General features: G+C 51.2%; 19 protein-coding genes, 1 tRNA gene, 1 other RNA gene and 1 pseudogene. 8 read left to right on the forward strand and 14 right to left on the reverse strand.

What is annotated here, in order from left to right; all coding sequences use genetic code 11:
- Positions 1-188: 188 nt before the first annotated feature.
- The 4 genes from dnaG to HV832_RS04625 form a co-directional block, all read right to left on the reverse strand.
- The gene (gene dnaG, locus HV832_RS04610; RefSeq protein ID WP_176802372.1) at positions 189-1,982 is read right to left on the reverse strand and encodes a DNA primase; all 1,794 of its coding nucleotides are present in this window, start codon (positions 1,980-1,982) and stop codon (positions 189-191) included.
- A gap of 60 nt (positions 1,983-2,042) precedes the next feature.
- Positions 2,043-2,489, reverse strand: a complete 447-nt coding sequence (locus HV832_RS04615) for a GatB/YqeY domain-containing protein (RefSeq protein WP_176802373.1) — start codon at positions 2,487-2,489, stop codon at positions 2,043-2,045.
- A gap of 124 nt (positions 2,490-2,613) precedes the next feature.
- Positions 2,614-2,826, reverse strand: coding sequence for a 30S ribosomal protein S21 (rpsU, locus tag HV832_RS04620; protein ID WP_005877634.1), 213 nt, complete (start codon positions 2,824-2,826; stop codon positions 2,614-2,616).
- Between the two features lie 346 nt (positions 2,827-3,172).
- The gene (locus HV832_RS04625; RefSeq protein ID WP_176802374.1) at positions 3,173-4,372 is read right to left on the reverse strand and encodes a BaiN/RdsA family NAD(P)/FAD-dependent oxidoreductase; all 1,200 of its coding nucleotides are present in this window, start codon (positions 4,370-4,372) and stop codon (positions 3,173-3,175) included.
- A 478-nt stretch (positions 4,373-4,850) separates the two neighbouring features.
- Between HV832_RS04625 and HV832_RS04630 the strand changes: the two genes are divergently transcribed.
- Entirely contained in the window at positions 4,851-7,124 is a 2,274-nt protein-coding gene (locus HV832_RS04630; RefSeq protein ID WP_176802375.1) for a TonB-dependent receptor, read from the forward strand.
- Positions 7,125-7,255: 131 nt separating this feature from the next.
- Here HV832_RS04630 and ybiB read toward each other — a convergent pair whose 3' ends face one another.
- The 5 genes from ybiB to HV832_RS04655 form a co-directional block, all read right to left on the reverse strand.
- On the reverse strand, positions 7,256-8,242 hold the full coding sequence (gene ybiB, locus HV832_RS04635) for a DNA-binding protein YbiB (protein WP_176802376.1): 987 nt from the start codon (positions 8,240-8,242) through the stop codon (positions 7,256-7,258).
- Positions 8,243-8,248: 6 nt separating this feature from the next.
- The gene (locus HV832_RS04640) at positions 8,249-8,713 is read right to left on the reverse strand and encodes an EVE domain-containing protein (RefSeq protein WP_176802377.1); all 465 of its coding nucleotides are present in this window, start codon (positions 8,711-8,713) and stop codon (positions 8,249-8,251) included.
- A 164-nt stretch (positions 8,714-8,877) separates the two neighbouring features.
- Positions 8,878-9,057: non-coding RNA, 6S RNA (ssrS, locus tag HV832_RS04645), on the reverse strand.
- A 91-nt stretch (positions 9,058-9,148) separates the two neighbouring features.
- The gene (locus HV832_RS04650) at positions 9,149-9,460 is read right to left on the reverse strand and encodes a cell division protein ZapA (RefSeq protein ID WP_176802524.1); all 312 of its coding nucleotides are present in this window, start codon (positions 9,458-9,460) and stop codon (positions 9,149-9,151) included.
- Between the two features lie 11 nt (positions 9,461-9,471).
- Positions 9,472-9,693: a DUF904 domain-containing protein gene (locus HV832_RS04655; RefSeq protein ID WP_317889292.1), complete on the reverse strand. Its 222-nt coding sequence runs from the start codon at positions 9,691-9,693 to the stop codon at positions 9,472-9,474.
- A gap of 440 nt (positions 9,694-10,133) precedes the next feature.
- Here HV832_RS04655 and trxA point away from each other — a divergent pair, with 440 nt between their 5' ends.
- Together trxA and rho are read left to right on the forward strand one after the other, a co-directional pair.
- The gene (trxA, locus tag HV832_RS04660) at positions 10,134-10,460 is read left to right on the forward strand and encodes a thioredoxin TrxA (RefSeq protein ID WP_176802378.1); all 327 of its coding nucleotides are present in this window, start codon (positions 10,134-10,136) and stop codon (positions 10,458-10,460) included.
- 205 nt (positions 10,461-10,665) lie between these two features.
- Positions 10,666-11,928, forward strand: coding sequence for a transcription termination factor Rho (gene rho, locus HV832_RS04665; RefSeq protein ID WP_176802379.1), 1,263 nt, complete (start codon positions 10,666-10,668; stop codon positions 11,926-11,928).
- A gap of 206 nt (positions 11,929-12,134) precedes the next feature.
- On the opposite strand, the gene HV832_RS04670 is transcribed toward rho, so the two are convergent.
- The 4 genes and pseudogenes from HV832_RS04670 to HV832_RS04685 form a co-directional block, all read right to left on the reverse strand.
- Positions 12,135-13,571 (reverse strand): efflux transporter outer membrane subunit, encoded by a 1,437-nt coding sequence (locus HV832_RS04670; protein WP_176802380.1) that lies wholly within the window; start codon positions 13,569-13,571, stop codon positions 12,135-12,137.
- Positions 13,572-13,573: 2 nt separating this feature from the next.
- Positions 13,574-16,729: an efflux RND transporter permease subunit gene (locus tag HV832_RS04675; protein WP_176802381.1), complete on the reverse strand. Its 3,156-nt coding sequence runs from the start codon at positions 16,727-16,729 to the stop codon at positions 13,574-13,576.
- A gap of 81 nt (positions 16,730-16,810) precedes the next feature.
- Positions 16,811-17,761, reverse strand: a pseudogene (locus HV832_RS04680) (efflux RND transporter periplasmic adaptor subunit); the annotation flags it as partial.
- A 15-nt stretch (positions 17,762-17,776) separates the two neighbouring features.
- Positions 17,777-18,154, reverse strand: a complete 378-nt coding sequence (locus tag HV832_RS04685; protein ID WP_176802383.1) for a biotin/lipoyl-binding protein — start codon at positions 18,152-18,154, stop codon at positions 17,777-17,779.
- Positions 18,155-18,537: 383 nt separating this feature from the next.
- Here HV832_RS04685 and HV832_RS04690 point away from each other — a divergent pair, with 383 nt between their 5' ends.
- On the forward strand, positions 18,538-19,185 hold the full coding sequence (locus HV832_RS04690) for a TetR family transcriptional regulator (RefSeq protein WP_176802384.1): 648 nt from the start codon (positions 18,538-18,540) through the stop codon (positions 19,183-19,185).
- Here the strand turns inward: HV832_RS04690 and HV832_RS04695 are convergent, their stop codons facing one another.
- Positions 19,186-19,794 (reverse strand): trimeric intracellular cation channel family protein, encoded by a 609-nt coding sequence (locus tag HV832_RS04695; RefSeq protein ID WP_176802526.1) that lies wholly within the window; start codon positions 19,792-19,794, stop codon positions 19,186-19,188.
- A 304-nt stretch (positions 19,795-20,098) separates the two neighbouring features.
- Here HV832_RS04695 and HV832_RS04700 point away from each other — a divergent pair, with 304 nt between their 5' ends.
- The 4 genes from HV832_RS04700 (at position 20,099) to HV832_RS04715 (ending at position 23,709) form a co-directional block, all read left to right on the forward strand.
- Positions 20,099-20,365: a type B 50S ribosomal protein L31 gene (locus tag HV832_RS04700; RefSeq protein ID WP_176802385.1), complete on the forward strand. Its 267-nt coding sequence runs from the start codon at positions 20,099-20,101 to the stop codon at positions 20,363-20,365.
- Between the two features lie 96 nt (positions 20,366-20,461).
- Positions 20,462-22,180, forward strand: coding sequence for an ArnT family glycosyltransferase (locus HV832_RS04705; protein ID WP_176802386.1), 1,719 nt, complete (start codon positions 20,462-20,464; stop codon positions 22,178-22,180).
- Positions 22,180-23,610 carry an MATE family efflux transporter gene (locus HV832_RS04710; protein ID WP_176802387.1) on the forward strand — a complete coding sequence of 477 codons (1,431 nt, stop codon included), beginning with the start codon at positions 22,180-22,182 and terminating at the stop codon, positions 23,608-23,610. The genes HV832_RS04705 and HV832_RS04710 overlap by 1 nt, the downstream gene beginning before the upstream one ends.
- Positions 23,611-23,624: 14 nt before the next feature.
- Positions 23,625-23,709, forward strand: a tRNA-Leu gene (locus HV832_RS04715).
- Positions 23,710-23,811 lie beyond the last annotated feature (102 nt).

Raw genomic sequence — 23,811 nt, forward strand, 5'->3', positions numbered from 1 at the left:
AACCTAAGACCTTGAATCGTAAGCCTTTAATTATACCATGCCAACCGTCTTTTCTCTACCCCGAAACCCGTATAAAGACAAGTAATTTGATAAAAATTTAGGCAAATTAGTTTCTGGTTAAGTTTTCTATTTTCCAGACAAACCCTTTGCGGCAAGCAAACCTGTAACCACACAAACAGTATCCGAAGTCACCGGGCGGCAGCCTCCTGTATCGCCTGCTGACGTAAAGTGTCCTGCAAGAGCATAATTTCCCGCCACCGGGCGCGCTCAGCCTCAGTCCCCAACCCGCCAGCCACCAGTTGATCCGCCTCCATTTTAAGGGCCTGAGAACGGATCTGCCGTATTGCCCCCTGTAATTCCAGACGGATTAATTCAGGATCAGGATCGGTCTGCCCGGCCACTTCAGCAATCAATTCATCGAAGTCCGCACCGGTTTCCCGCAAACGTTCCGCCAGTGCGACGAACTGCGCTTCAGCCCCCATCTCCTGCGCAACATCCACCAGCTGACGCAGCATGGCTGCGCCATCCGGCGCCACTTGAGCCGCTTCCTGCAAAGATTGCTGATCCAGCAAAACAGCATGCGCAGGGCAAGCAACCAGTATTCGCATAATTTGCCGCTCCAGCCCGACTGGAGCACTGCGCCTTGCTTTAGGTGGAGCAATCTTCTGACGGGAAACAGGCTGCGCCAGTTCAAACAGCGTTTCAATTTCAGCAGGCGTACTTTGCGTCAGTTGCGCCAGATTGCGAACCATTTGCAGCCGCAAAGCCGAGGGTTGCATCTGCTGCAGCAATGGTTTGGCATCGAATTGTGTTTTTGCGCGGCCTTCTGCGGATCCCATATCATGATCAGCCATGACTTCCCGCATAAAGAATTGCGACAAAGGCATCGCCTCCTGCACTTCCCGGGCAAAAGCATCCGCGCCAAATTCGCGGATATAGCTATCCGGATCATGTTCTGCCGGTAAAAACAGGAATTTGATAAATTTATCGTCATTCACATGCGGCAAGCAGGCATCGAGCGCACGCCTGGCTGCCCGCCGTCCGGCGGCATCACCATCAAAACTGAAAATAACGTGGTCAGTCTGTCTCAGCAATTTCTGCACATGCGTCGGCGTACACGCAGTTCCCAGGGTTGCCACAGCCTGAGGAAACCCCATTTGCGCGAGCGCCACCACATCCATATAGCCTTCGGTGACCAGTACATAACCTGCATCGCGAATCGACTGGCGCGCCTCAAATAAGCCATACAATTCATAGCCTTTCTGAAACAACGGTGTTTCAGGAGAGTTCAGATATTTGGGCTCACCCTGCTCCATGATCCGGCCACCAAAACCAATAATCTGACCTTTGGTATTACGGATCGGGAACATGATCCGGTCACGAAAACGGTCGTAACGCTTCCGCCCGGCACTGGCCTCATCACTTTTATCAATCACCAGTCCCGCCTCTACCAGCTCAGGTGCCTGATAATCTACGAAAACCGAGCGCAATCCATCCCAGGCATCTGGCGCAAATCCCAGACCGAAACGGGCGGCAATTTCCCCCGTCAGTCCGCGTTTTTTCAGATATGCCACAGCTGCTGGCGCACCACGCAATTGCCGTTTGTAGTAGTCACCGGCTTTACTCATTACCTCGGACAAAGCCAGGGTTTTCGCCTGCACCTCAGCCCGCTGTGCCGGCAGCATGCGATCTTCTTCCGGCACAATCATGCCGTTTGCCTGCGCCAGCTCACGAATGGCATCGACATAACTGACCCCGGAATATTCCATCAGAAAACCAATGGAACTGCCATGCGCACCACATCCAAAGCAATGGTAGAACTGCTTTGTAGGACTCACGGTAAAACTGGGAGATTTTTCGTTATGAAAGGGGCACAAACCCATATAGTTTGTGCCACCTTTTTTCAGTTGAACGTACTTACCCACGACATCAACGATATCGACGCGGGCAAGCAAGTCCTGAATAAAACTTTGAGGTATCAAGTCCGGAATGAAAAATCAGTCAATAGGTGGAAATGGATATTCACAAATTACGAATGCCAATCAGCGCGTCAACGCAGCCTTGACCAGTCCGGATACTTTTCCCATATCGGCACGGCCTGCGAGCTTCGCTTTCAGCACATCAATCACCTTGCGCATATCCTGCGGCCCGGCAGCGCCTGTTTCTGCTACCGCAGCAGCCACCGCAGCAGCTACTTCCTCATCCGATAATGCCGCTGGCATATAGGTAGCCAGCACAGCCAGCTCTGCTTTTTCGATATCTGCGAGATCCTGACGACCACCTGCTTCGAACTGCTGAATCGAATCTTTACGCTGCTTGATCATTTTTTCGATGATCGCCAGGATCATGCCATCGTCCAGCTCGACCCGCTCATCCACCTCTTTTTGCTTCATCGCGGCAGTCAACAACCGGATGGTACCGAGCTTGCCAGCTTCCTTGGCACGCATCGCAGCTTTCATGTCATCGGTGATTTGGTCTTTTAAGCTCATTACTTACCCCTTGATATAAAACAGATAAAAACAACAAAGCCCGCTGCGGACTACCGGAGCGGGCATGCACACCTAAGGAATAACAGACTGAGCGCATCTGACAGTGCCAGACACACGCCCGGAATTAATACATTTTCTTAGGCAATTGCTGACTACGAATGCGTTTGTAGTGACGCTTAACCGCTGCTGCCAGCTTACGCTTGCGCTCCGCAGTTGGCTTCTCGTAGAACTCGCGAGCGCGCAATTCGGTCAACAGACCGGTCTTTTCGATAGTGCGCTTGAAGCGGCGCATGGCGACTTCGAACGGCTCGTTTTCTTTAAGGCGAATTGTGGTCATGTAAGTTCAAACCAATTGAAAGATTTATAGAAGAACGAGATATTAACAGGCTTTTTCAATTATGGGAAGAACGATGATTAAATCTTACGCAAATTTATTTCATCGGGATTACACCACCTGCTGCCGCATGATTCCCAAAAAGACTATTTCCAAAAAGAATCATGGGAGTATCTCCCAAAATACACCTAACCTCTTTATATTTAAAGGGTTTCAAAATATACTCCCCCTCAGTATATTTTTATCTTCTATTAAGCATCAATTCCATCACTTTCAACATTGCCAATACCACAACCTTACATACCGTCGTATCCAAACGACAGCAGTGAAAGTAAAATAATGGCACTCACTACAGCGCCTGTCCGGCAGCATAGCCGGACGCCCATGCCCATTGAAAATTAAAGCCCCCCAGCCATCCGGTGACATCCACTGCTTCACCGATAAAATACAAGCCTGGGACCCGATGACTCATCATACTTTGCTGCGACAGCTCACGGGTATCCACGCCACCGCGCGTGACCTCTGCCTTGCGGTATCCCTCAGAACCATTCGGAAACAACTCCCAGCGGTTAATTTTTTCACCCAACAAACGCAAACGTTTATCCTGCATATCGGCCAGTTTCTGGCTGCCATCGAATCCATGCGCCCTGATCAGCCCCTCAGCCAGCCGGGACGGCAGATATTGGGCAAGATAATTATCCAGATTCTTTTTGGTCGTCGTTTTGGCATTCACTAATTCATCAGCCAGATCAATCTCTGGCAGCAGATTCACGCGAATCGCTGTGCCTGACTGCCAATAACTGGAAATTTGCAACACCCCGGGACCGGACAAACCACGATGCGTCAGCAACAAATCTTCGCGGAAAACGATTTTATTTTTCTTTTCGCCCGTTTCGATATCCACCTCAAGAGAAATACCGGACAAAGACACGAAAGGCTCCCAGGCTGCGGCATCAAATGTCAACGGCACCAGCGCTGGCCGGGTTTCGATCACCTTCAGTCCGAACTGCCTGGCCACGCTGAAGGCAAAATCCGTCGCCCCGATTTTGGGAATCGACAAACCGCCGGTGGCGATCACGACCTGCCCCACCCGCACGACACCCTGAGTCGTCTGCAGGCAAAATCCGCCATCCGGTTCCTGCTGCACACCTTCTACCGCAACACCCATACGCCACTGCACCCGGCCAGCATCGCATTCCACCTTCAACATCCAGATAATATCTTCGGCGCTGTCATCGCAGAACAGCTGTCCCTTATGTTTTTCATGCCAGGCAACTCCATGCTGCTTCAATTTTTCGAGAAAATCCTGCGGCGTAAAACGCGACAATGCGCTTTTGCAGAAATGCGGATTGTCCGATAAAAAATTCCTGGCGCTGGTGTGCAGATTCGTAAAATTACACCGCCCCCCGCCAGAAATACGGATTTTCTCCGCCAGGCGGCTGGCATGATCAATCAGAATAACCCGCTTGCCCCGCTGCCCCGCCACTGCTGCGCACATCATGCCGGCAGCACCCGCCCCGATCACAGCGACATCAAATTGTTGATTCATAACCATCCTAAAAAAATGCAGACCGGATTGTAACTGGTAACCGTATCTGCACATTCAGTGTATCTGTGTCCCCCCACCGGCAAATGCGATACCGGAAGCATCCGCTATCTCAAATGACGCAGTGCATGCCTGCTCCATTCAGCGCACAGTTATGGATACATCCGGCCGCAAAATATAACTGCAATCGATCATGCCCTGTTTCCGTGCGATGCAACATTTCTTTCCCTACGGCACAACCTGCAGACAAACAAAAAACTCCTGTGAAAAATCCACAACATTTTCAGGATATATCGTTTGTTTTTGATGCCATCAAAGCAGTTGTTCTTGACTTCAGAATCCCAAGAAGCGATAACTGACAACAGCAATAGCAAACGTTTGCGCACCTGTTATTTCATGCGCAGTATCATGATTAATCCGGGTTTCAAAATCGCATTGCACCAAAATAAAACACGCTCACATTCACAACAGGATCAACGCCATGTCTGATTTTTCTCTTTATTCTCCATTCGTTAAAGGGGCCAGCCGTACACTGATTGCCCTCGCCATCACCTCCGCTTTCCCGCTGCAGGCCAGCTGGGCGCAGGAAGCCAAACAGGATGCCGCAAAAAACGACCCTGCCAAGCTTGAAACCGTGATCGTGACGGCAAACCGCCGCGCAGAAAATATCAAAGAAGTGCCAATGTCGATTTCCGCCATCAAAGGCGATGCGCTCGACACCTATAACACCAGCGGTCAGGATATCCGCTTCCTGGCGTCGCGCGTGCCGAGTCTGAATATTGAATCCGATTTCGGCCGTTCATTCCCGCGCTTTTATATCCGTGGTCTCGGCAATACTGATTTTGACCTGAACGCCTCCCAGCCAGTCGGTCTGATTTATGATGATGTGGTGCAGGAAAACCCGATCCTCAAAGGCTTTCCAATATTTGACGTCGATCAGGTCGAAGTATTGCGCGGCCCGCAAGGCACCTTGTTCGGCCGCAATTCTCCGGCCGGCGTGATCAAGTTTGACTCTGCCAAACCAAGCAATGTGCTGGAAGGCTATGCCAATCTGGGTTACGGCAATTACAACGCCGTGAATCTGGAAAGCGCGATCAATATTCCGCTGAACAGCGACTGGGCACTGCGCCTGTCCGGGCAATCCCAATCCCGCGACGATCGTGTGACCAATCCGCGCAGCACCGGCACCAAGAATTTTGAAGGTTATCAGGACAAAGCCGGCCGCATCCAGCTGGCATACAAGAACGGCGGCTTCAGCGCGCTGTTTAATGTCCATGGCCGTGATATGTCGGGCAATGCGACCCTGTTCCGCGCCAACATCATCCAGAAAGGCACTAATGAACTGGTGCCAGGCTTTAATTACAGCAGCTACCCGACAGATGGCATCAACACCCAGACCCTGACCTCCAGTGGCGCCAGCATGCGTCTGCGCTGGGATTGGGACGGCATGTCGCTGTACTCGATTACGGCTTACGACAAAGCAAAATTCTACAGCCGCGCAGACGTTGATGGTGGCTACGGTGCTTCGTTCGCACCACCAATGGGACCAGGCTTTATTCCATTCCCGGCAGAAACCGCCGACGGTGTTCCTGATCTGAAGCAGATCACCCAGGAAGTGCGTCTGCAATCGAATACCAAAGATCCATTACAGTGGATTGCCGGCGTTTATTATTTCAAAGAAGACCTGCAGGTTGACAGTTTCGACTTCAATTCCTTAGGCGGCAATGTGCAGGATGGCTACGCAGTACAACACCAGCACGCCAAAGCCTGGGCCACATTCGGCTCGCTGAATTATGCCGTCAACAACCAACTGAAAATACGCGGCGGAGTACGTTACACCAGCGACAAAAAGGATTTCGATGCACAACGCACCTGGACACCAGGTTCCGCTCCCGGCGTGAAGGCCACGCCACTGCTGACCGCGAATCCAAGCTCCACCAACGTCAGCTGGGACCTGGGCGCCAACTATGCGGCCGACTCCAGCACCAACTTCTTCGGGCGGATTGCAACCGGTTACCGTGCGCCGAGTGTGCAGGGACGCGTCCTGTTCGGCGATAGCATCTCCGTTGCCAACGCGGAAAAGACGCTGTCGTTTGAAGCCGGTGTGAAGAAAGATATTCTGGATAACACCGCCCGCATCACGGCAACCGTCTTCCAGTACACCGCCAAAGACCTGCAGCTGACCGCCGGCAGCGGCTCCGTGAATCAGAACCGTCTGGTCAATGCCGACAAGGCAACCGGCCAGGGCTTTGAAGTCGATCTGCAGGCGAATCTGAGCCGTAACTGGAAATCGACCCTGGGCGTCAGCTATAACGACACCCAAATCAAAGATGCCAAACTGTTTGTTTCCCCATGCGGTAACGGCTGCACCGTCACCAACCCTGCCGGCCCTGTTGCAGGCACAGTGTTGATTGGCGGCAATCCTTTGCCACGCGCACCGAAGTGGGTAGGAAATTTCACACTGAAATATACCGCGCCAATCGCTAACGGTGAGATGTATGTCTTTACAGACTGGGCATACAAGGACACCTACAACATGTTCCTGTATGAAGCTAAAGAATATAAAGCCAAATCGCTGCTGGAAGGCGGGCTGCGTGTCGGCTACAAGTGGGCAGATGGCAAATATGAAGTGGCGGCCTACGGTCGCAATATCACTAATCAGCAACAAGTTATCGCTGCGATTGACTTCAATAACCTGACAGGTATTCTGAACGAGCCACGCAGCTATGGTGTGCAATTCAAAGCCAATTTCTGATTGCCTGCGAACTGAACGCTTTAGAACTGATACTTAATTTCGTTCGTTAATCTTGTTCATTCAATCAAAACTAAAAACGCACCGGACATCAAATCCGGTGCGTTTTTTATGAGCGTCAGGCTTTCTCTGTTTTAACTGGCAAAAGAGCGATGCCGGATCAGGCGTGCAACGGCAACACAGTGTTCCACTTGCGCGGTAATGTTATGCGGCACCTCGATTTTTCCAGCCAGCACCTGCTCAATCCAGCCAGCGGTACTGTCGGCGTCGATGTGATCCGGCGTTTCCGTAACGGCGCCGATAATTGTCTGGTGCGTATACTCCAGCGTCGTGCACTCCCCCGCATGCAGCCAGTCTATCTGCTGCATGCGCCCGGTACTTGCCACTGTCTCTCCTTCGGTTCCACGCATCAGAAAAACATCGCCTTCCTGCGGAGATGCCTTGTGAGTGAAATAAGAAGTCAGCATCTCACGGTATTCAGGATGCGTGTAAGAAGTCAGCCGCAGCGCAGGCACATCAAATGGCTGCAAAATCTTGACCAGCGTATGCGTGGAATTTCTCACTCCCAGTATCTGGCGTAAAGACAATAAGTGCGCCATCGCCGGAGAAAGGCAGTCAATTGGCATCAGCGCCGGCCGGCCGGCTTTCATCTGCGCCATTACCTGATCCGAATCAACTGCCAGCGGCCAGCCCATTGCCTCAAAAATTTCAACCGTCGTTACCCTGCCAGCATCCGTTCGCACACCATGCACGAGCACCGGCACACCGCGACGTGCCAACAGCATCGCCAGCAAAGGCGTGAGATTAGCTTTTTTACGGGCACCGTTATAAGTCGGAATCAGCACAGGTACATACTGACTATCTGCAGGTATCTGCAACGGCAACAGGAAAGACTTTGCCGCCGCCAGAAATCCGGCAATTTCATCGACCGACTCTCCCTTAATCCGCATCGATAATAAAATTGCCCCCAACTCGAGCGCAGAAACACGTCCGGTAAGCATGGCATGATAGAGCTGTTCAGCATCCTGCATGGACATGTTTCTGGCACCCTCTTTGCCGCGCCCGATTTCCTTGATAAATCGGGCTACCGGAAAATGTGCCTGGTCTTCGTTGTTACTCATGTGTAATCAGGGAGAAGGTTGATCCAGCAGTTGTAAAATCTGCTGCCATTCGTCGGCAGTGACGGGGGTGATAGACAACCGGCTGCCTTTTTGCAGCACACGCATTGACGACAGCGACGGCACCGCACGTAATTCGGCAAGACTAAGCAAGCGGGTTTTACGTACACCCTTCACATCCACCATCATCCAGCGAGGGTTTTCAGGCGTCGCCTTCGGATCAAAATAGTGGCTGGAGGAGTCAAATTGCGTGTGATCCGGGTAAGCCGTGCTGACGACTTCTGCCAGACCCGCGATACCGGGCGCAGGACAACTCGAATGGTAAAACAGAACACCATCACCAATCTGCATCGCATCCCGCATGAAATTCCTGGCCTGATAATTCCTCACGCCAAACCAGGGGATGGAAGATGTAGCCATCACATCATCGATGCTGACCTCATCCGGTTCTGATTTCATCAACCAATAAGCCATAGCCGCCCTTTTGATCAAAATTGGATTGTCGCATAACTCTGCCACATTCCGCCGATTCCGGCAGCGCCAGTTAACAGGTGACGAAAAGTACAGGTACCGGATCTGGATCGGACATGTCGAGCTCAAATAAAAAAACGGCCACTCACCAGAGCAGCCGTTCAAAAAAAGTCCCCACCGATGCCGCTATGCCGGCATCCTGAACCTGGCGGTTCAAGTTGGCTGCAGTCAGTTCAATTTCGGGTTCATCGGACTAGCGACGCTCACGCCCATCGAACAATATTCCGCGGCCTATGCACATAAATGGTTCAAGGAATATATGACATTGGCGAACACGGCAGGGAACTGAAGTTTACTCCCAAACCGTGCTTTCCGGTGAACGATTTCATCAAATTCTGATTGAAATAAGTAATAACTCTAAATTTCAGAATAGCTTTTTCAGAACAATTTTTCCTGGGGCGTCAACGCCTGATCCAACACATCGTGCATGGCCTGCATTTTCTGGTTCACCTCAGAAAGCGACATGCCAGACAAAGGCCCCTCTGACGATTTCGTTGCCAACAGTTCGGTTGTCATTCCCAATGCCGCCATAACCGCGATTCTGTCTGTCCCCTTGACTTTCGATGAATCGCGGATTGCACACATCTTGGCATCCAGATAGGCAGCAGCTTCGCGCAAAGCACGATCCTCGCCTTCCTTACAAGAGAGTTTGTATCCTTGTCCCATGATGGAAACATCGACCTGAATTATTTTCTTATCCATTATGCGGCGTCCTCATCAGCAATCACTTCTGCCGGCATACGCGACAGCAATGCCGCCACCCGGTCGTGCGCCTGTTGCATACGTGACCGCAACTCCTGATTGTCCGCATTCAGCGATGCCATTTCATGACGCAGTCCCGCGTTTTCCTTGCGCAGGGAGTGCGTCAGTTCAGCAAGTTTCGCCACTTTTTCGGCAAGCAACTCAAAATCAGAAATCATCATAAATGTATTGTTCTACAGCAAACCCGGAATCTTATTATACGAGTAAATTTTCTCAGCTCAGTGACCATCCGTAATTAAAAATACAAATTCTTCCTGATTTTTACTACATAGCTCAGATTACCTGAAACATGCGCGGGGAACCATGCAGCAAATTCGACGTACAAGGAGTCAGCAAAGACGTGCCCGCGCCAAAAAACGCTCAGGGAACAAAATCACATCCTGCATCACAATTTTTTTAAAAATAGGTTATTATCTGACGTATAGCTAACCACGCTTGACACTTGTTGGCACAGTCTTGGTGCAATACCCGTTTAGCACCATTGAAATTGCAGCCAGTCGCCACCAGATAACGTCTGGATAAATGGCGAGTTCCAATATACCTGACCGATATCTGTGGCGTTGTTACTACCCCTTAATTTTTCCCTCTCAACGAGGACTCCATGAGCGAAAACATCAAATATGTAAGCGATGCTTCTTTTGAAGCTGATGTATTAAAATCTGAAAAACCGGTACTGGTTGACTTCTGGGCTGAATGGTGCGGCCCATGCAAAATGATTGCACCGATTCTGGAAGAAGTCGCGAAAGAATACGACGGCAAAATCGTTATCGCCAAAATGGACGTCGATGCAAACCAGTCAGTACCAGCCAAATTTGGCATTCGTGGCATCCCAACCCTGATTCTGTTTAAGAACGGTGCGGCAGCGGCTCAAAAAGTCGGTGCTCTTGCCAAAGGCCAGCTCGTTTCATTCATTGACAGCAATATCTGACGCGCATGAATTGACGGTCAGCCTGCATCCAAGATGGTGTACAATCACAATCTGCTGATGCAGCTGACGCAGCATAATCATTATCTCTTGGTTGAAATGGCCAAGGGTTGTCAGAGACAAGTAATCTACCTGTAACGATTCTGTTTATTCCGTAGCTCCTCCGTTCACTCCCCCACCTCATATTCCCCAGTCCGGGACATTCACCATGCATCTATCTGAATTAAAGGCCCTGCACGTATCTGCTTTGCTCGAAATGGCTGTAGGGCTCGATATCGACAATGCAGCGCGCATGCGCAAGCAAGAACTCATGTTTGCGATTCTGAAAAAGCGAGCCAAAGCAGGCGAGCAGATTTTCGGCGACGGCGCCCTCGAAGTCTTGCCTGATGGCTTCGGCTTCTTGCGCTCACCTGATGCCAGCTATATGGCATCGACTGACGATATTTATATCTCGCCTTCGCAAATCCGTCGCTTCAATCTGCACACCGGTGATTCGATCGAAGGTGAAGTGCGTACACCAAAAGACGGCGAACGCTATTTCGCATTGGTGAAGGTGGACAAAGTTAATGGCGAATCGCCGGAAGCATCGAAGCATCGTATCCTGTTTGAAAACCTCACTCCACTGCATCCGAATAAAGTATTGAATCTGGAACGCGATATGCGCGGCGAGGAAAATACCACCGGTCGCATCATTGATATGATTGCCCCTATCGGTCGCGGTCAGCGTGGTTTGCTGGTGGCGTCACCAAAATCCGGTAAATCCGTGATGCTGCAGCACGTTGCACACGCAATCACCACCAACCACCCTGATGTGACACTGATCGTACTGCTGATCGACGAACGTCCTGAAGAAGTGACCGAGATGCAGCGCTCGGTGCGCGGTGAAGTGGTTGCCTCGACCTTCGACGAACCAGCCACCCGCCACGTGCAAGTTGCCGAGATGGTGCTGGAAAAAGCCAAACGCTTAGTCGAAATGAAAAAAGATGTCGTGATCCTGCTGGACTCGATCACCCGTCTGGCACGCGCCTACAATACCGTCATCCCGGCATCCGGCAAAGTTCTGACCGGCGGTGTCGATGCAAATGCGCTGCAGCGCCCTAAACGGTTCTTCGGCGCAGCCCGTAACGTCGAAGAAGGCGGCTCGCTGACCATTATCGCTACCGCGCTGATCGAAACCGGCAGCCGTATGGATGATGTGATTTACGAAGAATTCAAAGGCACCGGCAACATGGAGGTTCACCTCGAACGACGCCTGGCTGAAAAACGCGTCTACCCGGCAATCAACCTGAACAAATCCGGTACCCGTCGCGAGGAATTACTGATCAAACCGGATCAGCTGCAGAAGATCTGGATCTTGCGCAAACTGCTGTATTCGATGGACGAGATCGAGGCGATGGAATTCATTCTCGACAAAATGAAAGCCACGAAAAACAATGCAGAATTTTTTGAGATGATGCGTCGTGGCGGTTAATTCGCTGGATTATCCGGGATGAATTGTCCGTTCAATAAAAAACGCTGGGAATCCATCCCAGCGTTTTTTATTGTCGGTATCAAAGTGACTGATTGCTCTCAAATTATCTGCATTATTTGATACTTTTTAATGCATATAATCCGGAGTTTATTTATCAGAAAACTATGCGATATCCTGCGAACATCGCATGCGTCCCATCAGTTATTTCAGCCACCCGATTCGATCCTGCTCCAGCCGCCGCCCACTGCCTTGTACAAACCAACCACAGCACTCAGGTGCGCACGCTGCATATCGATCAGTGCAGTTTCGGCCTGAGCCAGATCACGCTGGGTATTCAGAACCTCGAGATAGCTGCTGTAACCATTCCGGTAGCGTAAATCAGTCAGTCGCAGACTGTCTTTCAATGCCACCACGCGTTTCTGGTTCGCGACGTATTGTGATTCATTGGATGCTGCACTGCTCAATGCATCATGGACATCACGGAAGGCAGACTGCACGGCCTGTACATATTGCGCCATAGCCTGTGTTTTACGCGCTTCGGCACCGGATACGACTGCTCCGATAGCTCCTGCGCGAAATACCGGCTGAACCAGATTCGCGCCAATATTCCATAGCCAGGATGCCGGATTAATCAGGTCATGAAAGGCTTTAGATTCATAACCGGCGCCTATCGTCAGCTTCAGACTGGGGAAATACTGTGATTTAGCCTGTCCAATATCGGCATTTGCCGCAATCAGAGCCTGCTCCGCTGCCAGTAAATCAGGGCGACGGTTCAGCAAATCAGAAGGTAAATCATTTGGCATACTCAGATTCTGGTACAAATTACCAATCGTGTTACCACGCAGAATATTCGGATGCGCAATAGCATCCGGAGTCCGCCCCAGCAATACCGCCATCGCAGACTCTGTGATGGCAACCAGCTGCTGTGCCTGGGCCATGGAAATTTCAGCGGCTGCCGCCTCTGATTCCGCCTGATGCAGATCCAGTTCACCAATCGCACCGGCAGTAAAACGCTTTTGTTGTAAGCGTAAATTTTCCTGGCGGGTTTTCAGCGTCGCCTGTACCAATGCCAGCTGGGCATCTCCAGCCCGCAGTGTGAAATAAGTCTGTGCCAGATTACTGTACAAACCAGACAACACGACTGCACGGTTGTTTTCTTGCGCCAGCAAACGGGCACGCGCGGCTTCGTCTGCCCGGGATAATTTGCCCCACAAATCGACTTCGTAGGAAGCGCTCAGGCCAAGCTGATAATCGGTATTGATCAGCGCAGCGCCGACCGGCAACTTGCCGGAATTCTGACTCGTTCTGGCTTTCGTACCGCCCAGTGTCGCATCCACAGAAGGAAAGCGATTCGAACGGGCTGAAGTAGCCAGCGCGCGTGCTTCTTCAATCCGTCCGGAAGCCAGCAACAGATCCTGATTATTCGTCGTGGCCTCGTCCAGCAACTGATTCAGGACAGGATCCTGAAAACCTTGCCACCAGCTCACATAATCGGTGGCTGTCGTTTTATGGTTTGTGACAACAGTGCCGACGCTGGCAGGAAGCTGCAGCGCCGGGCGCTGGTAATCCGGGCCGACGGAAGCACATCCAGCAAGAATCAGGCTGGCAGTCATGGCACTACATATAAATGATGTTCTCAACATAACTATTCCTTCGCCTCAACAGAAGATGCCGGAGGCAAAATGGGAGCGGGATGCTTAAAATCCTCTTCCGTTGTTTTAAAGCGCTTGTCGTTAATCAATTTGAAAAACAATGGTACGAAGAAAATCGCCAGGAATGTCGCTGCCAGCATGCCGCCAAACACACCCGTTCCCAGTGACTGACGGGCGGCTGCACCGGCACCGTGAGAAAACGCGAGCGGAGCCACCCCGAGAATAAATGCCATCGAAGTCATCAGAATCGGACGGAAGCGCAGGCGCGCCGCTTCCACCGCCGCGGCTACCGGTGCATAACCTTCATGCACCTTCATCACAGCGAATTCAACGATCAGAATCGCATTTTTTGCGGATAATCCCAGCAAAGTCACCAGACCAATCTGGAAATAGACGTCGTTATTGAAATGACGCAGATAAACCGCCAGCAAAGCGCCGAAGATACCGAATGGCATTGCCAGCAGAACAGAAAACGGCAGCGACCATTTTTCATACTGTGCGGCAAGAATCAGGAAAATCATCAACACGCCTGCACCCAGTGCCAACCCTGCGGCATTGCTGCTGCGTTTTTCCTGGAACGAAGCACCACCCCAGTCATATACAACGTCAGCCGGCAAAATGTTTTTGGCAGCCCGCTCCATAGCAGCAATCGCCTGACCGGAGCTATAACCTGGTTTTGCATCCCCCAGCAATTTAATCGCCGGCAGTGCGTTAAAGCGTTGTACTGAATCCGGCCCGGTAATGAATTTAATTGTCGTGAACGCCCTGACCGGTACCATAGCACCACTTGCCGAACGCACATACATGCCACCGATATCATCCGGTTTGGCACGGTATTGACCTTCAGCCTGTAACTGGACAGTGTAGATGCGTCCGTTTTTATTAAAGTCATTCACATAATAACTGCCCATGGTCGCGGCCAGCGTATTGTAGACATCGGATAAAGTCACGCCCATGGAACGTGCTTTTTCATTGTCCACATCCACAAACAATTGCGGCGAATTAGCCTGCCACAATGTTTTCACACCGGCCAGTTCAGGCTGCTTATTAGCTTCGGCAATCAACAGGGGTAACAATTCGGCCAGTCGCTTGACGCCACCTTCGCCGGCATTCTGCAGATAAAACTCAAAACCTCCCGTCTGCCCCAAACCCTGAATCGCAGGAGGACTGAAAAACAGTGGCAAGCCTTCTTTGATATGCCCGGTTTTCATGTAGCTCTCGCCCACCATCTGCTGCGCAGACTGATTTCGCTGATCCCAGGGCTTTAGGGGGAAGAACATTGTTGCTGCCGATGATTTCAAGCCACCGCCACCGAGAAAATCAAGCCCCACCAGTGCAAAGGTGGTATCGATATTCTTGTTGGTCTTCATGATGCTTTCAACCTGTTTCACCATGTTATTGGTACGGTCAAGCGAAGCGCCGTCGGGCATAATTGCCGCTCCGAGGAAATACCCCTGATCTTCGTCCGGCACCAAACCGCCGGGAACATTTTTCCACAGCAGGCCCGTCATCAGTATCATGCCGATCACCAGGGAGGTTCCCAGAACAGCACGTTTGAGGAAAAAAGAAACGCCGTTGGTATAACGCTTCGTCAGGCGCAGGAAAGCTGCATTGAACCAGGTGAAAAACCGATTATGATTTTCAGAACCGGGCTTCAGCAACAAGGCGCACAAAGCCGGCGTGAGTGTCAGCGCGACGATGCCGGACAACACGACTGCCAGCGAAATCGTGACAGAAAACTGCCGGTACAATTCACCGGCCAAACCACCGAGGAACGCAATCGGACCAAACGCTGCCACCAGCACCAGCACAATCGCGATCACTGGCCCGGTCACCTCACGCATCGCTTCAATCGCAGCCGCATTCGGTGTCATGCCTTCTTCATTGATCAGACGTTCCACGTTTTCCAGCACCACGATCGCGTCATCCACTACAATACCGATCGCCAGCACCATCCCGAACAAGGTAAGGGTGTTAATGCTGTATCCCAGTAAGTGCAGACCTGCCAGCGTGCCAATCAGTGAAACTGGCACTGCCAGTGTCGGAATGATAGTCGCGCGCCAGCTTTGCAAAAACAGATATACCACGATAAATACCAGCACCATCGCTTCACCCAGCGTCTTCAGCACTTCGGCAATCGACTCTGTCACAAATGGCGTGGTGTCGTAAGGCGTGGTGTATTCCATCCCTTCCGGAAATTTGGCCTTCAGTTCCTGCAGCGTTTTCTCCACTGCTTTCCGGGTTTCCAGTGCATTCGCTCCGGTCTGTAAAAATACACCGATATTGGCGGAAGGATGACCGTTAACGCGTCCATACAGACTGTAGTCTTTCGAACCCAGTTCTACCCGTGCCACATCGCTGATACGGACGGTACCACCATTTTTGGAAGATTTAATAATGATATTGGCAAACTCAGCCGGCTCCAGCAAACGCCCTTTCGCCGTCACAGTCATAGTCAGTTCTTCGGTATTGTTGGGTGGCGCGCCAACCTTACCAGCCGCATACTGCGCATTCTGCTCCGATACCGCATTCGAGATATCGTTCACAGTCACACCAAGCTGTGCCATCCGGTCCGGACGCATCCAGATACGCATTGCATAGTCTTTGGCACCGAAAATCTGCACATTGGTGGTACCGGGAACACGTTTGATCGCATCCAGCACATTCTGCGTCGCATAATTCGACAGATACAGTGCATCGTAACGATTATCCGGTGAGAACAACGCTGCGACAACCAGAAAATTAGAGGAACTCTTGGCAACCGTCACGCCCTGACGACGTACTTCCTGGGGCAATTTCGCATCCGCCTGACGCACCCGGTTATTCACGTTAACTGCAGCAATATCCAGATTTGTGCCGACTTCAAAAGTCACATTGATCGAGACCCGGCCATCGGCAGAAGAAACCGAATCCATGTACAGCATGTGTTCGACACCATTGATCTGCTCTTCAATCGGTGCAGCTACGGTGCGCTCCACCACTTCAGCAGAAGCGCCGGGATAAAACGCAGTAACGTTGACCACCGGAGGAGCAATTTCCGGATAACGTGAAATAGGCAGGACGCGCAACGCGGCCAAGCCTGCCAGCACGATAATCAGCGACATCACGGTCGCCAGGATCGGCCGGTTAATAAAAAATTTAGAGAACATGAAAAATTCCTTGTCGCCTGTGCTGACTATGCAGCAGGATGTTCATTAAGAATACTGACTGACACAACAAATACAGGTGATTTATGGTTTGGCTGGCGCCCCGCCACTGGCATCATTGCCAGCCGTCGCAGAAGCAGGCGATTTTGCCGCAACAGCAGCTGGCGCAACACCTGCCGCCGGTACTGCATCTTGCGTACTGACCGCGACTGGCTTGACCGTCATACCCGGTTCATGGGCTTTAATCACACCATCGACCATGACACGGTCACCATTTTGCAAACCTTTAGTGACGATCCACTCACCATGCGACCAGCCATCCAGCTCAACCGGTTTAGGAACTAATTTGTTATCAGGCGAAACCGTGAAAACCATTTTCCCCATGGGACTGTCAATCACTGCACGCTGAGGCACCGCAAGCGCTGAACTACGCTTTGCCCCGGCCAGCATCACACGCACGAACTGGCCGGGACGCAAACTACCGTCCTGATTCGCGACCTGTGCCCGTGCATCAAAGCCACCTGTTGTCGGATTCACTTTTTCGCTGACAAAATTCATTTTTCCAGCCACAGGAAACATGCTGCCGTCAGCCAACTTCAACCGCACATCAAAACCCAGGCTGCCATTACTGGCACGCTGTCCGGGCATCGCAATTTTGCCGCTGCGTACTTCCTTCACCGCCTTCAGATAATCTGCTTCGGGAATACTGAAATTAATATAAATCGTGTCAGTCTGGACAATGGTCGTCAACAAGCTGTCTGCCGTCGTTACCAGACTGCCATTTGATTTTGCCGCAACACCTGTCACACCATCAATCGGGGCCACCACGCGGGTATAACCCAGATTCAGACGGGCTTCATTGACCTGCGCACGAACCTGTTTGAAACTCGCTTCAGCAGTTTCCAGATTCGATTTGGCATCATCAAACTCTTTCTGACTAATCGCTTTTTCAGCAGCCAGCGGCGCAAGACGCGCATATTCGCGCTTAGCCTGATTCAGCTTCGCTTCACTCACACCTGCCGCAGCTTCAGCAGAGGCAAGCTGGGTCTGTTAGGTGCCCGGATCAATCTGAAACAACACGGTACCGGCCTTCACACGGGAACCTTCTTCATACAAGCGGTTTTCCAGAATACCGGGAACCCGCGCCCGGATTTCTGTTTCTTTGGAGCCTGCAGTCTGACCAACATATTCAAAGTCCACGGCGAGATCGCGCTGATTCACCGTGACGACATTGACTTCCGGCGGCGGCATTTTACCCGCGCCAGCAGCGCCTCCTGCAGCCTGGTTACCGCAGGCAACCAGCGCTACCACTGGCAGACTGATCAACACGCGCTGCACGGTATGAAGACTGAATAAACGGCGGATCTGAAGGGAAAGAGAATTATTCACAGCGGAAACAGGAGAAATTGAGCGGTCTGGAGAGCGCATAGGAATTCTTTCTTCGAAAGGGAAGGAGGACGTGCTATTATATACATTCACGAATGTTTGTAAATCGACTTTTGTAACAGCCTTACAAATCCATCAGGTATTGATACGCCCCAATAACGGAAATAACATTCATCATCAAACTCAAGCCTGAAAAGTGATGTGGGTCAGGGAATCGGCTGAATTGCGCATTGCATTATACAAAGATAAAAGGTTTCTGGTTTTATTGACAAAACTATGCCGGACAACTGGCGTCAGACCGGGATTGCAGTATCCGGAGAGCTCTTTTAAGATGCCGCCAAATGAAAATTGTTAGTGGATGATTTGCCGGTATAGCAATCCGCTTCCGGTTTTCATGCATACCTATATTGCAAGAAAGAATTCAAATGGTCAGAAAAACCAAAGAAGAAGCCCAGGAAACTTATACTGCCTTGCTGAATGCAGCGGAACAGGTTTTTTCTGCCAAAGGCGTGACCAACACCACGTTAAACGACGTGGCGCAGGCGGCGGGCATGACTCGCGGCGCAATTTACTGGCATTTCAAAGACAAAAATGCCTTGTTTCAGGCAATGTGCGATCGCGCTTTTTTGCCAATGGAAGGCTTGTTGAATGAAATCGCGGGTACCCCGCAAACCGATCCTATCACCGCGCTACGGGAACTGAATCTGCACTTTTTGCAACTGGTCTCTGGCGACCAGCAGCAACGCCGGGTTTTTGACATTATTTTCCACCGTTGCGAAAAAAATCTTGATCTCCCTTTTTTTGAAACGGAGCAGGAAAAACGCACGGAATGCCTGTCCAAAGTGGAGTCCATCATTCAGCATGCCGTACGGATCGGCCAACTGCATCCGGACACCGACAGCTGGATTGCGATGCAGGCAAACCATGCTTTTCTGGTAGGTATTGTCCATGAGTGGCTGGAAGACCCCTCAGCTTATTCGCTGGCTGACCACGCTGAAGACATGATTGACATATTTTTGACAGGGCTGTTCGCCCGCCCGCCGTTGAAAAAAAAATCAAAGGAAAACAGCTGATCAGGCAGGTAATTTCCAGTCAAACCTAATCGCAAGAATACGCAGAGCAAACGTCGTGCAAATACCTGCCAGCAGGGATAATGCCTCCGAAGCCTGCAGCCAGTTCAGGAATAAAAACACCCAGCAACCACTGAATGCACAAGTGGCATACAACTGGCTGCGACGAAACACCAGAGGGATTTCATTGCAAATCACATCCCTTAACACGCCGCCAAAAATACCGGTGATAACGCCCATCATGGCGCAGATAAAGACCGGCATTTCGGCTTCCAGCGCCAGCGAGGTTCCCGTCACGCTGAACAACCCCAAGCCCAGTGCGTCCGCCCATTCCAGCACGCTCTCCGTCACGGCATGGCGCAGATGACGCAAAAACGGCATGGCAATTAATGCCAGTACAAAGACCAGTATCGGATACTGCTGATTTTCCACCCAGAACAAAGGACGCCGGTCGAGCAGCAAATCACGCAGTGTGCCGCCGCCAAAGGCCGTGATGAATGCTACGGTAAATACACCGACAATATCCATCCGCTTACGCCGGGCTTCAATAAAGCCCGAACTCGCAAAAGCAATGATGCCAGCCACTTCAATGGTATGCAGCATCGCATTCATTCCCAGATAACTCACATTCCCCTCTTCTTTCACTTCAAGACTGACAGATATTGTAACGGCGGAAATGATACGTCCGCGATGCGATCCGCTGTTTTTGCAAAAAATAAAATCAAATAAAGAAAATCAGGAACAAAAAGCCTGTGCAACACGATAATTTTTCATTGTATAATCATAAGCTTGGCATTTTGCAGATGCGAAAATCCAATATTTAATATTAACTCTGGCAAGTGGTACGCAATCGGGTCAAGAAGCTGGGCGATCGACGAAGTGCGGACTGGCTACCTAACTTATTTTTGAGGCAAGCATGAAAGACGGCATCCACCCAAATTATCGTGAAGTGTTGTTCCACGACGTTTCTAACGATTTCAAATTCATTACACGCTCGACAATTCAGACTAGAGAAAAAGCTGAGTTTGAAGGTAAGGAATACCCGCTGGTAAAGATCGAGGTTTCTGCGGAATCTCATCCTTTCTACACAGGTAAGCACAAGATCGTGGATACTGCTGGTCGCGTTGAAAAATTCCGCCAGAAGTTCGGCAAAGTCGGATCCAAGACATCCGTTGCCAACTAATCAGCAAAACGATTTGTACAAAAAAGGCAGCTCAGGCTGCCTTTTTTACTGCCGCTTTACTTACAATAGGCACGCTCCCGGCCACTGAATCAAAATATGAAACCAGTCCGTCTACCTGCTGCTGCAACCATTGCACTCCCCCGTTGGGGAATTGTCGCCTTATGTCTGCTTTACATCCTGCCCGGGCTGATCGGGCGCGATCCCTGGAAAGGCGATGATGCAACCAGCTTTGGCATCATGTGGACCATGGCGCACGGCACAATGGCTGACTGGTTATGGCCGCATATCGTCGGACTGCCGATGGCAGAAAAAGGGCCGCTGGCATTCTGGATCGGTGCGCTGTGCATCAAAATCTTTGGTGGAATACTGGGAGAACCCATGGCAGCCCGTTTATCTACGGGCGTCTTTTTTTTATTGGGCTCCGTATCAGTCTGGTATGCCACCTACCTGCTGGGTCGCCGGGCGGAGGCACAACCGTTAAAGCTCGCTTTCGGCGGCCAGCCGGAAGCCCGGGATTTCGGGCGGACACTGGCCGATGGTGCTTTACTGATTTATCTTGGTTGTCTCGGACTACTGATCCGCAGCCATGAAACCAGTGCAGAAACACTGCAGATTTCCCTGACAGCGTTCATTCTTTATTTGAGCGTGCGGCTGTTTGACACACCCAGAATGCGGCTGGCGCTGCAGCTCGGCGTGAGTCTTGGTTTGCTGGTACTGACAAAAGGCTGGGTTGCGCCAGCAAGTATTGCCCTGACGTTGATTTTGCTGAGCCTGTACCGCCAGCAGACATCCTTACTCAAGCTGATCGGATTATCCCTCCCGGTCGCCCTGATTCTCCCGGCCTGCTGGATCGTTGCCATCCATCTGGTTCACCCATACGACAGTAGTCCAATACCTGCATGGATGGAGTGGAATTACCGTCAGTTAGCTTTCCCGGGAATGGAAAGCGTCAGCTACTTTTTTAAATACGGTATCTGGTTTGCGTGGCCAGCCTGGCCCTTTGCAGGCTGGGCCATTTATGCCTGGCGGAGACAAGAAAAAGCACTTCATATCTCATTACCGGCGGCTTTCTTTCTCTGTTTCGTCCTGCTGGCGTTGATGAATCCCTTTTCAGAAGAAAGCCTGTTATTACCTATCCTGCCGCCATTGGCGATTCTGGCGGCATTTGGCCTGCCAACCATGAAGCGCAGCGCTATCAATGCCGTAGACTGGTTCGCCGTCACAGTATTGACCGCCACAGCCGGATTTATCTGGCTGGGATGGATTGCCGAGCAAACTGGCTGGCCAGTCAAACTGGGCGCCAAAATCCTGCATCTGGCGCCGGGATTTTCTGCCAGCTTTAACCCATTTATTTTTGTGCTGGCACTGGCTGCCACCATCGCCTGGTTTTTGCTGGTTTATTGGCGTATTTCCCGTCAGCCCTCAGTACTCTGGCGCGCCGTTGTCTTGTCCAGCGGTGGTGTGATTCTGTGCTGGCTGCTGCTACTGACGCTCTGGCTGCCCTGGATCAATCACCGGATCACCTACGCTCCTGTTGCCGAAGAATTGGCACAGCAATTACCGAACAAGAGCTATTGCATCGAAGCGTATATCGGCCCTTCGCAACGCAGCTCTTTTGCCTATTTCGGAAAAATACAGTTCGCCACCTTCTCCGATCACGAGTGTGGATATATGCTCTTGCAGAGCAGCCGGCGACACATACTTAAAACCGAATTGCCTGCACCTTATCAACCCGAACAATGGGATCAGGTCTGGTCTGGTCACCGCGCAGCAGACAAGGATGAAATATTTACCCTGTACCGCCGGAAAATGTAATGTCCCCGGTATCAGCCTCCGTTTTGTTACACCATGCACGACGGATTACCGGCATTGCCTGGCCTATGCTGATTGGCCAGCTTGCCGTCGTTGCGAATGGCGTCATCGATACAGCGATGACCTCCCGATTCTCTGCCACAGACCTGGCCGCCCTGTCTCTCGGTGTATCTATCTATGTCAGTATTTTTGTGGGGCTCAATGGGGTTCTGCAAGCTGTCTCCCCGGTTATTAGTCAGCTGTTCGGTGCCAGAGAATTCCGGGAAATCGGCAGCCAGGTCAAACAGGCAGTCTGGCTGGCGCTATTTCTCGCATTGATTGGTTGCGGCATTCTGCTGCATCCTCAGCCACTGCTGAATATCGCCCAGGCAGGCAGCGCACTGAACAGCAAGGCAACACTGTATCTGGGGATTCTCGCCTGCGCCTTACCGGCAACACTAGGATTCCGGATTTACAGTGCTCTGAATAATGCCGTTGGAAAAACCAAAATGGTGATGGTGATACAACTCATCTCTCTGGCATTAAAAATACCGCTTAATACCTTATTCATTTTCGGCGGTTTAGGTATTCCCGCGATGGGCGGCCCGGGCTGTGCTATCGCAACGACCAGCATTTCCTGGCTGATGCTGGTCACAGCCTGGCTGATACTGCACCGGGTTCGGTACTATCAATTGTTCACCCTGTTTGGGAGTGGCTGGGTACGCCCACACTGGCCATCACTCAAAGCGCTGCTGCACTTAGGAATTCCAATGGGATTCAGCTATCTCATCGAAGTAACCGCCTACGCATTCATGGCACTTTTCATTGCCAGGCTTGGCGCTATTGCAGTAGCAGGCCATCAGTTGACCGCCAACTTCGGCACGATCCTCTACATGCTGCCATTGTCGATTGCCAGCTCAACCAGCACCCTGGTCGCACAAGCTATCGGCGCCAGAGAAACACAAAAAGCCAGGCAAATCAGTCAGGCCGGCATACTGCTTGCAATCAGTTTTGCACTCCCTCTTGCACTGATCATCTGGTATAAAAAAACCGACATACTGCATGCTTATACCCCCGATGAAACGATCATTGCAGCAGCAATTCCGCTATTTGGATTTATTGCCTTCTATCAGATTTTTGATGCGATTCAGGTAGTCGTTGCGTTCATTCTGAGAGCCTATAAAATTACGGTCATCCCAAGCCTGTTATATGCTTTTTCGCTTTGGGGTTGCGGACTTGGCGGAGGATACCTGATCGGACTCACCCATCCTCAGATCATCCCGGCAGAACTGCATGGCGCAACCGGATTCTGGTTCGCAAACACCATCAGCATCGCCCTCGCCGCAACCACGCTCTGGCTATATCTGGCCTTCCTGCAAAAAAATATACCCTGGCCATACCAGCACGACCTGAGCAACGGCAGATATTGCATTCTTCGTCGTCTCCTGTCATAATCTCTTGATGCGTTGCCGAGATGGCGGAATAGGTAGACGCACGGGACTCAAAATCCCGCGCCGCAAGGCGTGCCGGTTCGATTCCGGCTCTCGGCACCAATAATGATAAAGCTCCTTTACGGGGCTTTTTTGGTTTTTACGCCCTGTTTGTCAAGTGTCACATATCGCACAAAATGGGCACCAAATTACCCTCCAATTTGC

The sequence above is a fragment of the Cognatundibacterium oligocarboniphilum genome, assembly GCF_013377855.1.
GTDB lineage: Bacteria > Pseudomonadota > Gammaproteobacteria > Burkholderiales > Burkholderiaceae_D > Undibacterium > Undibacterium oligocarboniphilum.

Coding starts and splice junctions, on each gene's coding strand:
- HV832_RS04630 (WP_176802375.1), top strand. CDS start 4,851: ATGTCTGATTTTTCTCTTTATTCTCCATTCGTTAAAGGGGCCAGCCGT.
- HV832_RS04700 (WP_176802385.1), top strand. CDS start 20,099: ATGAAAGACGGCATCCACCCAAATTATCGTGAAGTGTTGTTCCACGAC.
- HV832_RS04675 (WP_176802381.1), bottom strand. CDS start 16,729: ATGTTCTCTAAATTTTTTATTAACCGGCCGATCCTGGCGACCGTGATG.
- HV832_RS04685 (WP_176802383.1), bottom strand. CDS start 18,154: ATGCGCTCTCCAGACCGCTCAATTTCTCCTGTTTCCGCTGTGAATAAT.
- rpsU (WP_005877634.1), bottom strand. CDS start 2,826: ATGACCACAATTCGCCTTAAAGAAAACGAGCCGTTCGAAGTCGCCATG.
- HV832_RS04695 (WP_176802526.1), bottom strand. CDS start 19,794: ATGAATGCGATGCTGCATACCATTGAAGTGGCTGGCATCATTGCTTTT.
- HV832_RS04615 (WP_176802373.1), bottom strand. CDS start 2,489: ATGAGCTTAAAAGACCAAATCACCGATGACATGAAAGCTGCGATGCGT.
- HV832_RS04705 (WP_176802386.1), top strand. CDS start 20,462: ATGAAACCAGTCCGTCTACCTGCTGCTGCAACCATTGCACTCCCCCGT.
- rho (WP_176802379.1), top strand. CDS start 10,666: ATGCATCTATCTGAATTAAAGGCCCTGCACGTATCTGCTTTGCTCGAA.
- HV832_RS04710 (WP_176802387.1), top strand. CDS start 22,180: ATGTCCCCGGTATCAGCCTCCGTTTTGTTACACCATGCACGACGGATT.
- HV832_RS04655 (WP_317889292.1), bottom strand. CDS start 9,693: ATGATGATTTCTGATTTTGAGTTGCTTGCCGAAAAAGTGGCGAAACTT.
- HV832_RS04640 (WP_176802377.1), bottom strand. CDS start 8,713: ATGGCTTATTGGTTGATGAAATCAGAACCGGATGAGGTCAGCATCGAT.
- HV832_RS04690 (WP_176802384.1), top strand. CDS start 18,538: ATGGTCAGAAAAACCAAAGAAGAAGCCCAGGAAACTTATACTGCCTTG.
- ybiB (WP_176802376.1), bottom strand. CDS start 8,242: ATGAGTAACAACGAAGACCAGGCACATTTTCCGGTAGCCCGATTTATC.
- trxA (WP_176802378.1), top strand. CDS start 10,134: ATGAGCGAAAACATCAAATATGTAAGCGATGCTTCTTTTGAAGCTGAT.
- HV832_RS04625 (WP_176802374.1), bottom strand. CDS start 4,372: ATGAATCAACAATTTGATGTCGCTGTGATCGGGGCGGGTGCTGCCGGC.
- HV832_RS04670 (WP_176802380.1), bottom strand. CDS start 13,571: ATGTTGAGAACATCATTTATATGTAGTGCCATGACTGCCAGCCTGATT.